Origin of the sequence: Amycolatopsis sp. NPDC021455, from assembly GCF_040640995.1 — a bacterium.
GTDB lineage: Bacteria > Actinomycetota > Actinomycetes > Mycobacteriales > Pseudonocardiaceae > Amycolatopsis.
The window spans coordinates 1-14,024 of sequence record NZ_JBFACT010000117.1; the positions used below are offsets into that span (position 1 = coordinate 1).

Genomic DNA, 14,024 nt, shown 5'->3' on the forward strand with positions numbered 1-14,024 from the left:
CGGTCCCATTCCGAACCCGGAAGCTAAGCCTGACAGCGCCGATGGTACTGCAACCGAAGGGTTGTGGGAGAGTAGGACACCGCCGAACTTACCTTCCGTACGGCCCGTTAGGATAGCCAGTTGGCTGCCCTAGCGGGCCGTACGCGTATGTCCAGAACAAGATTTTTTCCACGGCAGGAGGCCAGGTGTCCGAGTTCGGTCGACGAGACTCAAGCGATGATGGGTCCGGCCGGTCGGCACGCCGGGACGAAGGCTCCCGGGGCCGGTCGGACGCACCCCGGGGTGACCGGCGCGGAGCGCGGCAGGACCGCGGCGGCCGCGACAGTCACCAGGGACGGCCTCGCCGTGACGACCGCGGCGTCCGCGGCGGCGGCAAGCCCTTCCGCAGCGGCGACGGTCCCCGCGACCGCGACCAGCGCGGAGGATACGCAGGTCAGGGCCGTGACGGCGGCCGCAACTTCGGCGACCGCGACGACCGCCGCGGCGGGTACGGCAACCGCGACTCCGGCGGCCGGCCGGGCGGTGGCAGCCGGTACTCCGACGGTCCGAACCGTTCCGGCGGCGGCCGCAACGAGGACCGGGGCGGCCGCTCGGGTGGCCGTTTCGAGGACCGCGGCGGCAACCGTTCCGGCGGCCGGTACGAGAACTCGGACAGCCGGTCCGGCCGCGGCTACGACGACCGCGGTGGCCGCCCGGGTGGCGGCCGCCCGCAGGGCAAGTCCTCCTACGGCGACCGCAAGCCCCGCTGGGAGGACCGCGGCGGTTCCGCGCGCCGCGACGACGACCGCGGCACACGCACCGGCGGCTACCAGCGGCGTGACGACGACCGCGGCGCCCGGACGGGTGGTTTCCGTTCGGACGACCGGGGGCGCGGCGGCAGCGATTCGCGCGGCGACCGCGGCGGCTACCAGCGGCGTGACGACGACCGCGGGACCCGGTCGGGTGGTTTCCGCTCCGACGACCGCGGCCGTGGTGGCTACCAGCGGCGAGATGACGACCGCGGCGCGCGGTCGGGTGGTTTCCGTTCCGACGACCGGGGTGGCTACCAGCGCCGGGACGACGATCGCGGTGCCCGCTCGGGTGGCTTCCGTTCGGATGACCGCGGCGGAAGTGACCGTCGTGACGATTCGCGCGGCGACCGCGGCGGTTACCAGCGGCGAGATGACGATCGCGGTGCCCGGTCGGGTGGTTTCCGCTCCGACGACCGCGACCGTGGCGGCTACCAGCGGCGGGACGACGACCGCGGCGGAAGCGACCGCGGTGGTTACCGGCGGCGCGACGATGACCGTGGTGCCCGGTCGGGTGGCTTCCGTTCCGATGACCGTGGCGACCGCCGTGGCCGGGACGAGCGTGGCGGCTACCAGCGCCGCGACAACGACCGTGGCACCGACAGCCGCGACAGCCGGGACAACCGGAGCGAGCGCACTGGCAGCAGCTACCAGCGTCGGGACGACAGCCGGCCCGCCGCTCGGGACAACAGGGACAACAGGGACCGGGACCGCAAGGACCGCCGGGACGAACGGCCGCGCCGCGATCCCCGGCCCAAGGTCGGTACCGCGCTCGACGACGAGGCCCTCGCCAAGGAACTCCTCGAAGCCCCCGAACTCCCCGAGGACATCGAGTTCTCCGACCTCGACGAGGACGCCCGCCGCGAGCTGCGGACGCTGCCGAAGGGGCTGGCCGAGACCGTCGGGAAGCACCTCGTCGCCGCCGGGGGGCTGATCGACAGCGATCCCGAGGCCGCTCTCGAACACGCCAAGTACGCCAAGGCCAAGGCCTCGCGCGTCCCGATCGTCCGCGAAGCCCTCGGCCTGGTCGCCTATCACGCCGGCAACTGGTCCGAGGCGCTCTCCGAGCTGCGGGCCGTCCGGCGGATGACCCGGACCGACGACCACATCGCGATCATCGCCGACGCCGAGCGGGCGCTCGGGCGCCCCGAGCGGGCCCTCGACCTCGCGAAGGAGGTCGACACCGCGAAGCTGGCGAAGGCCGTTCAGGTCGAGCTCGCGATCGTCGCGGCCGGTGCGCGGCGGGACCTCGGGCAGATCGACGCCGCCGTGGTTTCGCTGCAGGGTGACGATCTCAAGCCCGAGAAGCGCGACCCGTGGAGCGCGCGGCTCTTCTACGCCTACGCCGACAACCTCCTGGCCGCCGGGCGCAAGGAGGAGGCCGTCCAGTGGTTCCTCAACGCGGCCGAGGCCGATGCCGAGGACGAGACCGACGCCGCCGAGCGGGCCGCCGACCTGACCAACGAAGAAGAAAAGACCGATGAGTGACGCCCTGCTCGCGGCCTACGACGCGGTCCTCTTCGACCTCGACGGCACCGTCTACCACGGCACCCGGGTGATCCCGGGCGCCCCGGAGACGGTGCGGGCCGCGCGCGAGCACGGCACGCCCGTCCGGTTCGTCACGAACAACGCCTCCAAGGCACCCGGCGAGGTCGTCGCGCACCTCACCGGCCTCGGCATGCCCGCCGACGCCGGCGAGGTGCACACCAGCGCCCAGGCCGGCGTGCAACTGCTCAAAGAACGGCTCGAGCCCGGCGCCGAGGTCCTCGTCGTCGGCACCGAGTCACTCGCCGCCGAAGTGACGCAGGCGGGACTCAAGCCGGTGCGGGAGAATGCCCCGGGCGTGCAGGCCGTCGTGCAGGGGCACTCGCCCGACAACACCTGGGCCGCGCTGGCCGAGGCCTGCCTCGCCATCCGCGCCGGTGCCCTCTGGATCGCCTGCAACGTCGACGCGACGCTGCCCAGCGAGCGCGGCCTGCTGCCCGGGAACGGCTCGATGGTCGCCGCGCTGCGCACCGCCACCGACGTCGAACCGCTGGTCGCCGGGAAGCCGGAACCGCTGCTGTTCGAGACCGCCGCGCGGTCGGCGGGCGCGGAACGGCCGCTGGTCGTCGGCGACCGGCTCGACACCGACATCGCCGGCGCGGTCGCCGCGGGCATCGACTCCCTGGTCGTGCTGTCGGGTGTCGCGACGCCGAAACAGCTGATCGAGGCCATCCCGGCCGAGCGCGGCACCTACCTCGCCAAAGACCTGACCGCGCTCACCGAAGCGGCCGAAGACCTCAAGATCGGACCGCGTCCGGGCTGGACCGTGACCGTCGAGAACCAGACCTTGACGGCGGACGGCGAAGGCGACGACCTGGATCTGCTCCGCGCGCTCTGCCACACGGCCTGGGAGACGGGCGTCACCGAACTCGGCGCGCGAGCCAAGGCGCGGCTGTCCTGACTGATACCGTTTGCACTGTGCAGGACCACCCCTTCCCCGTCCCGGGCCCGCCGCCTGGTTCGTTCTCGCAGCAGACCGACCCGCGCGCCGGCATCGAAGAAGCCGTCGCCGGGCTGGACGACCTGGACGCGCTGCCGCTCGCGGAGCACGTCGAGCGCTTCGACGCCGTGCACACCGAGCTGACGGTCGCCCTGTCCAGCATCGACAAGGTCTGATCGGCGTGCCCAAGCGGGCCCGCCTCGACGCGGAACTGGTTCGGCGCGGCCTCGCCCGGTCGCGCGAGCAGGCGTCGGCCCTGATCACCGGCGGCAAGGTCACCGTCCGCGGCATGGTCGCGTCCAAGCCCGCCACCGGCGTGGAATCCGACGCCCCGATCGTCGTCAAGGACGAGGACGACCCCGGCTGGGCCTCCCGTGGCGCGCACAAGCTCCTCGGTGCCCTGGAAGCGTTCACGGACCTGAGCGTCGAGGGCAAGCGCTGCCTCGACGCCGGCGCGTCCACCGGCGGCTTCACCGACGTCCTGCTCCGCAACGGCGCCGCCACCGTGATCGCCGCCGACGTCGGCCGCGGCCTGCTCGACTGGCGGATCCGCACCGACGAACGGGTGGTGGTCATGGACCGCACCAACGTTCGCAACCTCACGCCCGACGACCTCGGCGGCCAGGTTGACCTGATCGTCGGGGACCTGAGCTTCATCTCGCTCAAGCTCGTGCTGCCCGCGCTCGCCGCCTGCGCGCGCGAAGGCGCCGACCTGGTGCCGATGGTGAAGCCGCAGTTCGAAGTCGGCAAGGACCGCCTCGGCAGCGGTGGCGTCGTCCGCGACCCGGAGCTGCGCGCGGAATCGGTGCTCAGCGTCATCGACGAGGCCGCGAAACTCGGGCTCGCCCTGCGCGGGGTCACCGCGAGCCCGCTGCCCGGCCCGTCCGGGAACGTCGAGTACTTCGTCTGGCTGACCAAACAAAACGTGGCCGAGTCCACTGTGGACGCGGTAGACAGGACAGAGGCCGAGCGGCTCGTCCGGACCGCCGTCGAGGAAGGGCCCGCATGACCACCGAACGTGAAGTGCTCCTCATGGTGCACCCCGATCGCGAAGCGACGGGCGAGGCCGCGCGCGAGGTTTCGGCGCGCTTCGCCAAGGCAGGCATCCGGATCCGGGTGATCGAGGAGGACGTCTGCGCGCTGATCAACCCGGACGAGCACGGCGTCGGCTCGAGGTGCACCGTCGTCGCCCCGGAAGACAACCCCGCCGACGGCGTCGAGCTGGTCTTCGTCCTCGGCGGTGACGGCACGCTGCTGCGCGCGGCCGAGGTGGCGCGCCCCGCCGGGGTACCCGTGCTCGGCGTGAACCTCGGGCGCGTGGGCTTCCTCGCCGAGGCCGACTCGGACGCGCTGGCCGACACCGTGCAGCGTGTCGTCGACGGCGACTACCAGGTCGAAGAGCGGATGACCATCGACGTCACGGTCACCCACGACGGCGAAGAGGTCGCCCGAACCTGGGCGCTCAACGAGGCCAGCGTGGAGAAGAGCACCCGCGAACGGGTCTTGGACGCGCTCATCGAGGTCGACGGCCGTCCGGTGTCGGCCTTCGGCTGCGACGGTGTGCTCTGCGCCACACCGACCGGCTCGACGGCGTACGCGTTTTCGGCGGGCGGCCCGATCATCTGGCCGGACGTCCAGGCGCTGCTGGTGGTGCCGAGCAACGCGCACGCGATGTTCTCGCGCCCGCTGGTCGTCTCCCGCGACTCGGTGATCACCGTCGGGATCGACCCCGACGGCTCGCCCGCGGTCCTGACCTGCGACGGGACCCGGCCCCTCGACCTGCCGCCGGGGGCGCGGGTGCGCGTGACCTGCGGCAAGATCCCGGTGCGGCTGGTCCGCCTGTGGGACGGCCCGTTCACCGACCGCCTGGTCCAGAAGTTCTCGCTGCCGGTGAAGAGCTGGCGCGAACGGCACGCCCGACCCGAATAATCGAACATATCGGCGACTCGCCGGGTGCCCGCGCGCGCAGAGTGTCGGTGGTGGCCGCTACCGTAGGCGGCGTGCTGGCCGAGATGCGCATCCAGGGCCTCGGAGTCATCGAGGACGCCCTGCTGGAACTGCACGCGGGCTTCACCGTCGTGACCGGTGAGACGGGTGCCGGTAAGACCATGGTCGTCACCGGGCTGCACCTGCTGTCCGGGGGCCGCGCCGAGGTGTCCAAGGTCCGGACGGGAATGCTGAAGGCGTTCGTCGAAGGGCGGTTCACCTACTCCGGCGTCGAAGGCGCCGAGCGGATCGTCGCCGATTCGGGCGCGGACGTCGACGAGGACGGCAGTGTGATCGCGCTGCGCGCGGTCTCCGTCGACGGGCGGTCCCGGGCCCACCTGGGTGGCCGTTCCGTGCCGGTCGGGGTGCTCGCGGAGCTCTCCGAACAGCTGATCGCGGTCCACGGGCAGAACGACCAGCTGCGGCTGCTGCGCCCGGCCGAGCAGCGCGCGGTGATCGACCGGTTCGCCGGCGACGCCGTGGCGAAGCCGCTGGCCGCGTACCAGGAGATCCGGTCCGAGTGGCTGGCGGTGATCGCCGAGCTGACCGAGCGGTCGACGCGCTCGCGGGAGATGGCCCAGCAGGCCGACCTGCTCAAGCACGGCCTCACCGAGATCGACGCCGTCGCGCCCGAACCGGGCGAGGACGTCGAGCTCACCGAGCAGATCAAGCGGCTCGCGGCGGTCGACGAGCTGCGCGCGGCCGCCACCGAAGCGCACATCGCGGTGTCCGGGTCCCCGGACGGCGACCCGGACGCCCCGGGCGCGGCCGGCCTGGTCTCCGAAGCGCTGCGGCGGTTGTCGACGTCCGAAGACTCCGTGCTGCGCGAACTGGCCCCCCGCCTGGAAGAGGCGTCGGTGCTGCTCGCCGACGTCGGCGCCGAGCTGGGCAACTACGTCGAGACGCTGGACGCCGACCCGGCGCTGCTGGAGAAGGTTCTGGCCCGCCAGGCCGACCTCAAGCGGCTGACCCGCAAGTACGCGGCGGACGTCGACGGCGTGCTCGCCTGGGCCGACGACGCCCGGCGCCGGCTGGAAACCATGGACACGTCGGAGGAGGCGCTCGCCGAGCTGGCGATGCGGCGTGACCAGCTCGCGGTCCAGCTGACCGCGCACGCGGCCGAGGTGTCGGCCGCGCGGGAGAAGGCGGCGGCCGAGCTGGCCGCCGAAATCACCCGTGAGCTGTCCGGCCTGGCGATGGGCCAGGCCGCGATCGAGGTGACGGTCGAGCAGCGTCCGGCCGAGCACGGCGACACGCACGCCCTGACCATCGACGGCCGCGCGGTGCACGCGGGCGCGGACGGCGTCGACGACGTCGAGCTGCTGCTGCGCGCCCACGACGGCGCACCGCCGCTGCCGGTCCACAAGGCCGCCTCGGGCGGTGAGCTGTCGCGGGTGATGCTGGCGATCGAGGTGGTCCTGGCGCACGCGGACACGGTCCAGACGCTGGTGTTCGACGAGGTCGACGCCGGTGTCGGCGGCCGCGCGGCGATCGAGATCGGGCGCCGCCTGGCCCGGCTGGCCCGCACCCACCAGGTCCTCGTGGTCACGCACCTGCCGCAGGTCGCGGCCTTCGCCGACCAGCACCTGGTGGTGGACAAGGGCCACACCGGCGGGGTCACGCGAAGCGGCGTCAAGACCCTGAGCCAGACCGACCGGGTCTCCGAGCTGGCTCGGATGCTCGCCGGCATGGACAACGAGACGGGCCGGGCACACGCCGAGGAGCTGCTGGCCACCGCGGAGAAGGACAAGACGGAGTTCGAGCCGAAGAAGAAGCGCGCGGCGAAGAAGAAGTAGTTTCCTGGGAATAACCTTCTCGTGCAAGCAGTTGTCGTGGCAGCTGCTTGCGAAGAAAGGACCCAGGATGCGCGCGGTGGTACTCCGGGAACCCGGTCCCGTCGAAAACCTCGAACTCACCGACCTTCCGCTGCCCGAGGTGAAGCCCGGCTGGGTGCGGATCGCCGTCAGGGCGTTCGGGATCAACCGCTCCGAGCTGCACACCCGGCTCGGGCTGGCCGAAGGCGTCACGTTCCCGCGCGTGCCCGGCATCGAGGCCGTCGGCGTCGTCGACGCCGGGGGCGACTTCGAGCCCGGGCAGCAGGTCGTCACCATGATGGGCGGCATGGGCCGCACCTTCGACGGCGGCTACGCCGAATACACGCTCGTGCCCGAAGGTCAGGTCATCCCGTTCCGCAGCGAGCTGCCGTGGGAAGTCATCGGCCAGGTCCCCGAGACGCTGCAGACCGCGTACGGCTCGCTCACCACCGGCCTCGACCTCCGGAAAGGCCAGGCGCTGCTGATCCGCGGCGGCACGTCCGCCCTCGGCTTCGCCACCGCGACCCTGGCGAAAGACCTCGGCGCCACCGTCTTCGCCACCACTCGGCAGCAGGACCGCCTGGACATCCTGGCCGAGCACGGTGTCGACCACCCGCTCCTCGACGACGGCGACATCGCCGCGCAGGTCCGGAAGATCGTCCCGGACGGCGTCGACGCGGCTCTCGAACTGGTCGGGACGCCGACCCTGCCGGACACCCTGAAGGCCACCCGCGTGCACGGCACCGTCTGCTTCGCGGGCATGTTGTCCAACCAGTGGACGATCTCGAACTTCTATCCGATCGGCTACCTTCCCGCCGGGGTGCGGTTGACCGCTTATGGTGGTGAGGCGGACGACCTGCCCGCCTCCGTCCTCCAGCGCCACCTCGACCGGATCGCCGCCGGCGAAGCGAGCCTCGGCCCGGCCAAGGTCTACTCGATGGCGGAAATCCGGCAGGCGCACGACGACCTGGAGCACAACCGGACGGCGGGCAAGCTCGTCGTGCTGACCGGCCGAGCGGAGGGAGCCGCCCCGTGATCCTGCCGCCGCCCGCCGACGTCGAAGCCCAGCTCACCGCCGCCCGGCGGGACGGCGACCTCGACCGCTACCTCGGCCTGCTCGCCGGGGAAGAGCTGTTCGTGCCGATCCGGCGGGTGGACGCCCGGAGCATCCTCGACGAGCGGGCGGAGACGTTCCCCAACGTCTACTTCGAGACCGGCGGCGACGAGTTCCTGCAGGTCTTCACCCGCGGCGCGCTGCCGGACCTCGGCCCGGACGTCGTGGCCATGAGCGGCGCGCTGGACTGGGCGGTCGACGGCGTCGGGCGGCACGAGCGGGTCGTGTTCAACCGCGGCACCCGCGCCGAATGGCGGCTGCCGGGGGCGACGCTGCAGCCGTGGCTCGACGCCCACCTCGACGACGTCACGCCGCTGGACGAGCAGGTCGAGCGGCTGATCACCGCGCCCTACGGGCACCTCGAAGGGCCGATCGCGCACGCGCTGGCCTGCGGCGCGCACCTGGCGGTGCTCAACGCGGCGCCGTGGAACACCCTCGACGGCCGCTACCACGACTACGTCGCCGAGGTGCGGACCCTGCGCGACTGGTGGGGCGTCGCCGACCCACCCGGTTGGCGCACGACCATGGCCAGCCTGATCGGCGACGGCTACGCGCTGACGCCCGGCAACCTGGCGCTGATGCTGCGGCTGCGGTTCGCCGCCGAATACGGCCTGCCGGGCGGCGAGTTCGACCCGGTGACGTGGGCGGGGCTGGCGGACCGGTGGTGCGAGGAGAACGACGCCGCGGACCAGGTGGCCGAGCTGCGGCACACCGTCCGCCGGGTGTCCCGCTACGAACAGCGGTTCCGCGCCGACGGCTTGCTCGACGGCGATGATTTCGTCACGACGACGTTGTCCTGGGACGTCGGCCGCGCGGTCGCCATCGCCCGGGGCGGACTGGCGGCGGGCTACTGCGACGCGCTGACCGCCGAGCTGATGGTGCTCGAAGCCGGCGCCCTCGCCCGCCGTTACCACCAGTCATGGGCCGACCTGTCCGCCGGGTACGTCATGGGACGGCTGCTGCACGGCGACGAAGACGAGTTCGGCGAGTGGTACGCCGCGGCCGTGCGCGTCCATCACCAGCTCCTTCAGGACCCAGCGAGCCCCTGGCTGAACCTCGGTTTCGGATCGCTTTCGGAGGAATCCGACGCCTGACCCGCACGGGGGATGGCGATGGGGCTCACCACAACGAGTCACTGTGGCTTCGGCGTGGCGTGCGTCGTCCCACGAGCAAATTTGTCACCATCGGCCACATGAAGCTCACGGGCCTGCTCACGCGGAACCAAGAACCCCTCCCGGGGATCACCGGGGTCGCCCGGGTCGACCGCCGCACCCGGGAGCTGCTGCGCCGGATCAGTCCCGGCGACATCGTCGTGCTCGACCAGCTGGACCTCGACCGCGCGACGGCCGACGCCCTGGTCGAGGCCGAGGTCGCGGGCGTGGTCAACGCGTCGCCGTCGATCTCCGGCCGGTTCCCGAACATGGGCCCGGAGATCCTCGTCGCGGCCGGCATCCCGCTCGTCGACTCGGTCGGCGGCGACCTGCTGCGTTCGGTGAAGGACGGCACGAAGCTGCGGCTGCTCGACGGCGTCGTGTACGTCGGCGAGCGGCAGATCGCCTCGGGGATCGAGCAGACCGCCGAGAGCGTCGCCGACCAGATGATCGAGGCCAAGGCCGGGATGTCGACACAGCTGGAAGCGTTTTCGGCGAACACCATCGAGTTCCTGCGGCGCGAGCGCACCCTGATCCTCGACGGCGTCGGCGTGCCCGAGCTGAAGGTGCCGATCCGCGACCGGCACGTGCTGGTCGTCGCGGGCGGCAACGGGCACGCCGAGGACCTGAAGAAGCTCAAGAAGTACGTCGCCGAGCACCGCCCGGTGCTGATCGGCGTCGACGCGGGCGCCGACACCCTGCGCGTCCAGGGGTACAAGCCGGACGTCGTCGTCGGCGACCCGACCGGCATCGGCACCGCCACGCTGCGCGGCGGCGGTGAGGTCGTGGTGCCGGCCCAGCCCGACGGACACGCGCCCGGTGTCGAGCGGATCCAGGACCTCGGCATCGGCGCGGTGACGTTCCCGGCGTCGGGCAACGCCGAAGACCTGGCGCTGCTGCTGGCCGACGCGCACGGCGCGAGCCTGGTCGTCACGGTCGGGTTCCAGGCGACGCTGCGCGAGTTCCTCGACCACGGCCGGTCGGGGTCGAACCCGTCGACGTTCCTGACCCGGCTGAAGCTCGGCACGAAGCTCGTCGACGGCAAGGCGGTGGCGACGCTGCACCGCAGCCGGGTGTCGATCGGCGCGGTGGTCCTGCTCGTGCTCGCCGCGGTCGTGGTGGTCGCCGCGGCCCTGCTGGTGTCCGACGTGGGCTCGGTCTACGTCGACTGGCTCCGGCACACCTGGAACTCGCTGTTCGCCTGGGGCAAGGGATTGTTCACGTGATTTCGCTGCGCTACCACGTAGTTTCGATCGCCGCCTGTTTCCTGGCGCTGGCCGTCGGCGTCGTGCTCGGCTCGACGGCGCTGAACGGCACGCTGCTGTCCGGGCTGGCGGGGGAGAAGACGGACCTGGGCAACCAGGTCGCCGACCTGCAGGCGCAGCGCAACGCGCTCAACGCCCGGCTGGCCGACGCGGACGCGTTCGCCGGCTCGATGGGTCCCAAGGTCGTCGCCGGCGCGCTGGACAAGCGGTCGGTGGTGCTCGTGACGACGGAGGACGCGCGCCCGGCCGACCGCGACGCGCTCAAGGCGCTGATCGGCCAGGCCGGTGCTGCGGTGACCGGCGAGGTCCAGCTGACCGCGGCGTTCGCCGACCCGGACAAGGCCGACCAGCTCCGCGACGTCGTGACGCGGCTGCAGCCGGCCGGCTCGAAGTTCCCGACCGCGGGCGACACCGGCACGCTCGCCGGCGCGCTGCTCGGTTCGGTGCTGCTGCTGGACAAGACCACGGCGAAGCCGCAGTCCTCGGGCGAGGAACTGGCGGCGGCACTGGGCGGGCTCACCGACGGCGGGTTCGTCAAGGCGGGCCAGGACGTCAAGCCCGCCCAGCTGGCGATCGTGCTCACGGGCGCCCAGGCGACCGGCGACGGCGCGGGCGACCGCGCGGCGACGATCGCCCGCTTCGCGACGCAGCTCGACCGTTCCGGCGCCGGCACGGTCCTGGCGGGCGACGCCGGTTCGGCCGAAGGCACCGGCGCGCTCGGCGTCGTCCGCGCGGACACCTCGGCGACGTCGATCCTGTCCACTGTGGACAACGTCGACAGCTCGGCCGGCCGGGTGAGCACGGTGCTGGCGCTGAAGGAACAGCTCGACGGCGGCGCGGGCCGCTACGGCATCGCGGGCAACGCGCAGGCCCCGGCGCCGGGCGTCACCGCCCAGGCCGGGAACTGACCCCGGCCGGCGCCTGGTTCAGCTGACCGGCTCGAACAGGTGCGAGGCGTTCTCCTGGGTGAGAGGACCCAGATTTCCCGCGCCGCCGGGGTTGTAGGTGACGTTGGAGCCGCCGTACCTGCTGTTGTAGTAGACCTTCACCACGTAGCGCCTGGTGTTGTTCTTCGCCGATCGGGCGTTGTTCTTCACGCAGAGCCCCTGACCGGCGCCAGGTCCTTTGAACTCGTAGCAGTCCGGCTGGGTGTCGCCGTAGTTCGGGATCGACCCGCTGAAGTCCGACACCGATCCGGTTTCGCCGAGACCGTAGTACAAGCAGAATTCGTCCGTTTCGCAGATGCCGTTGCGAGCCACGGCCGCACTGGCCGCGGGCGCGGCAGTGGCGAGCAAAGCGACGGCTCCGCCCGTGGCGAGCAACACCTGGACGAGGCGCTTTCCCGTGGTTCCCAAAGTGACCTCCCGAATCGCTGTGGTGCAGTGGGCGCCTCGTTGTAACACCCGGGCCCTCGTCCCGGTTGAGGATCGGCGGCGATGATCACCCATTCGGTCGAGTCACTTCAGCGGCGGGTCCAGCGGGAAACAGGACACCCGCACCGGCCAGGTGTCGCCGCCCGCGGGCAGGGGCATCTGCTTGAGGGCCGCCGCCGCGTCGGTGTCGTGGGCTTCCTCGGCCGCCGCGTGGAAGATGTCCGCCGCGATCGACTGGTCGAACACGCCGATCTGCTGGTGGGGCCAGGCTTCCGCGCCGTGCAGCGCGCCGGGGATCAGCTGGTCGACGACCTTCCGCAACGTCACGCCGTTCGAAGCGCGGTACTTCCAGACGTCGATGCCGAGGTTCTTGCCCACCTCCGCCATGCGGCCCCACGCCGTGAGGTTGAAGTTGACGTAGTGCCACGACATCGTGCGCGAGAGCTCCAGGGGCTGGCTGCCGTCGGCGGCGAACTGGACCGGGAACCGCTTCTGCTCGGCGTCGAGCACGATCTTCCGCGCCGCGTCCCGCTTGCCCAGGTACGCCGAGATCGTCGCGTTCTGCATGTCGAGGAACGTGCCGTGGTTGTTGGTGGCCGCCAGTTCCAGCTTGGCCTGCGGGCTCGTCTGCATCCAGTCCAGGTACCGCGTCAGCCACGCCTTGATGCCGGAGCGGTCCTTGCCGGTCCAGCCGGGCGCGCCGCCGTCGAGCAGCGCGAACGCGTCCATCAGCTGGCTGAACGACTGCGTGGAGTCGATGATCCCGGTGCCGCTGACGGTGTTCTTGCACGGGATGAGCTGCGAGTACGTCATGTTCGGGTTCATCTTGGTCGCCGGGTCGAGGAACCACGTGCGGATGTCCAGTGCCGCGCGCTTCGCGTACTTCGCGTCGCCGGTGTAGTACCAGGCCAGCGAGAGGTAGTACATCGCGTCCCAGGCCCACATCCGGTAGGTGTGGTCGGTGATCGCGTCCGCCTCCGGGTTGCGCTGGCCGTCCTTGCTGACGTACGGGCAGCCCTGCGGGTTCTCCGGCGTCTTCGGCTGGCTCGCCCACCAGTACGGTGCTTGGCTCATGTAGTCGTGCTTGTCGCCGCTCGGCGGCGCGGACGGCTTGTCCATCACCGACCACGGTCCGGCCGTCAGCGCGGTGTTCGCCTTGTCCAGGACCACTTTCAGCGCGTCGCGTTGCACGGCGGACGCGTGGCCGCTACGGATCGCCTGCCGGATGCTCGCGAGCTTGGCGCCGTCGGTGACAATGGTGTGCGGGGCTTCGCCCCGGCCGGGGGCTCCGCCACCCGGACCCCCGAAAGAATCCGTGGTGTGCGGTGGGGACGCGGCCACCGCCGTCCCGCTCACCGGGACCAGGATCATGCTTGCCGCCAACGCAAGCGTGCCCAAAACCCTTCGCACGTCGACCGCCCTTTCGGGGACGTCAAATTCCCCACTCGTCACCGGGCGGCGGTACGGCTGCGGGGATTCTGACCGGGCGGGGCGGCGAGTGTCAACCAGACCAGGTACGGCGCTTGTCCAACGGCTTCGCGTACGACCCCGCGCGGCTCGTCTTCAACCCCAGAGCCACCAGCGACTCCGCGAGCCTGACCGCGGCCGCGACGCCGTCGATGACGGGGATGTCCAGCATCGTCGCGATCTTCCGGTCCAGGCCGGTCATCCCGGCGCAGCCGAGTACCAGCACCTCGGCGCCGGCGTCGCGCGCGCGACGTCCGGCGGTGAGCAAGGCCGACTCGGTCCGGCGTTCGTCGGTCAGTTCCAGCACGCCGAGCCCGGCGCCGGTGACCGTGACGCAGTTCTGCGCGACGCCCGCGGCGTGCAGGCTGTCCTCGATCAGCCCGCACGTCCGGTCCAAAGTGGTCACCACGCCGTAGCGGCGGCCGAGCAGGCACGCCAGGTGCGCGGCGGCTTCGGTGATGTCGACGACCGGGACGTCCAGCAGCTCGCGCGCGCCCTCGCGGCCGTGCCACGATCGTGATGACGTTTGTCATGATCGGGTGCGCACTGACGAACCCGTCCATCAGCCGGGCGATGCTGTC

The 14,024-nt window shown here is 71.8% G+C and carries 12 protein-coding genes, 1 rRNA gene and 1 pseudogene; 11 read left to right on the forward strand and 3 right to left on the reverse strand.

Annotated elements, in window-relative coordinates:
* The 11 genes from rrf to AB0G28_RS47675 all read left to right on the forward strand — a co-directional run.
* A 5S ribosomal RNA gene (rrf, locus tag AB0G28_RS47625) occupies positions 1-88 on the forward strand; the annotation flags it as partial.
* 97 nt (positions 89-185) lie between these two features.
* On the forward strand, positions 186-2,276 hold the full coding sequence (locus tag AB0G28_RS47630) for a hypothetical protein (protein ID WP_361105723.1): 2,091 nt from the start codon (positions 186-188) through the stop codon (positions 2,274-2,276).
* Positions 2,269-3,234, forward strand: coding sequence for an HAD-IIA family hydrolase (locus tag AB0G28_RS47635; RefSeq protein WP_361105726.1), 966 nt, complete (start codon positions 2,269-2,271; stop codon positions 3,232-3,234). Before AB0G28_RS47630 ends, AB0G28_RS47635 begins: the two co-directional genes overlap by 8 nt.
* A 17-nt stretch (positions 3,235-3,251) precedes the next feature.
* On the forward strand, positions 3,252-3,449 hold the full coding sequence (locus AB0G28_RS47640) for a hypothetical protein (protein ID WP_361105729.1): 198 nt from the start codon (positions 3,252-3,254) through the stop codon (positions 3,447-3,449).
* A 5-nt stretch (positions 3,450-3,454) separates the two neighbouring features.
* The gene (locus tag AB0G28_RS47645) at positions 3,455-4,282 is read left to right on the forward strand and encodes a TlyA family RNA methyltransferase (RefSeq protein ID WP_361105732.1); all 828 of its coding nucleotides are present in this window, start codon (positions 3,455-3,457) and stop codon (positions 4,280-4,282) included.
* Positions 4,279-5,202, forward strand: coding sequence for an NAD kinase (locus AB0G28_RS47650; protein ID WP_361105735.1), 924 nt, complete (start codon positions 4,279-4,281; stop codon positions 5,200-5,202). Before AB0G28_RS47645 ends, AB0G28_RS47650 begins: the two co-directional genes overlap by 4 nt.
* 71 nt (positions 5,203-5,273) lie before the next feature.
* On the forward strand, positions 5,274-7,055 hold the full coding sequence (gene recN / locus AB0G28_RS47655) for a DNA repair protein RecN (protein ID WP_361105756.1): 1,782 nt from the start codon (positions 5,274-5,276) through the stop codon (positions 7,053-7,055).
* A 67-nt stretch (positions 7,056-7,122) separates the two neighbouring features.
* On the forward strand, positions 7,123-8,109 hold the full coding sequence (locus tag AB0G28_RS47660; RefSeq protein ID WP_361105738.1) for a zinc-binding alcohol dehydrogenase family protein: 987 nt from the start codon (positions 7,123-7,125) through the stop codon (positions 8,107-8,109).
* On the forward strand, positions 8,106-9,281 hold the full coding sequence (locus AB0G28_RS47665) for a DUF1266 domain-containing protein (protein WP_361105741.1): 1,176 nt from the start codon (positions 8,106-8,108) through the stop codon (positions 9,279-9,281). The genes AB0G28_RS47660 and AB0G28_RS47665 overlap by 4 nt, the downstream gene beginning before the upstream one ends.
* Positions 9,282-9,379: 98 nt before the next feature.
* The gene (steA, locus tag AB0G28_RS47670) at positions 9,380-10,564 is read left to right on the forward strand and encodes a putative cytokinetic ring protein SteA (RefSeq protein WP_361105744.1); all 1,185 of its coding nucleotides are present in this window, start codon (positions 9,380-9,382) and stop codon (positions 10,562-10,564) included.
* On the forward strand, positions 10,561-11,511 hold the full coding sequence (locus tag AB0G28_RS47675) for a copper transporter (protein ID WP_361105747.1): 951 nt from the start codon (positions 10,561-10,563) through the stop codon (positions 11,509-11,511). The genes steA and AB0G28_RS47675 overlap by 4 nt, the downstream gene beginning before the upstream one ends.
* An 18-nt stretch (positions 11,512-11,529) precedes the next feature.
* On the opposite strand, the gene AB0G28_RS47680 is transcribed toward AB0G28_RS47675, so the two are convergent.
* The 3 genes and pseudogenes from AB0G28_RS47680 to AB0G28_RS47690 form a co-directional block, all read right to left on the reverse strand.
* Positions 11,530-11,958, reverse strand: a complete 429-nt coding sequence (locus AB0G28_RS47680; protein WP_361105750.1) for a peptidase inhibitor family I36 protein — start codon at positions 11,956-11,958, stop codon at positions 11,530-11,532.
* A 102-nt stretch (positions 11,959-12,060) separates the two neighbouring features.
* A complete protein-coding gene (locus tag AB0G28_RS47685; RefSeq protein WP_361105753.1) occupies positions 12,061-13,332 on the reverse strand; it encodes an alginate lyase family protein in 1,272 nt (423 codons plus the stop codon).
* Between the two features lie 145 nt (positions 13,333-13,477).
* Positions 13,478-13,951: pseudogene (locus tag AB0G28_RS47690) on the reverse strand (aspartate/glutamate racemase family protein); the annotation flags it as partial.
* Positions 13,952-14,024 lie beyond the last annotated feature (73 nt).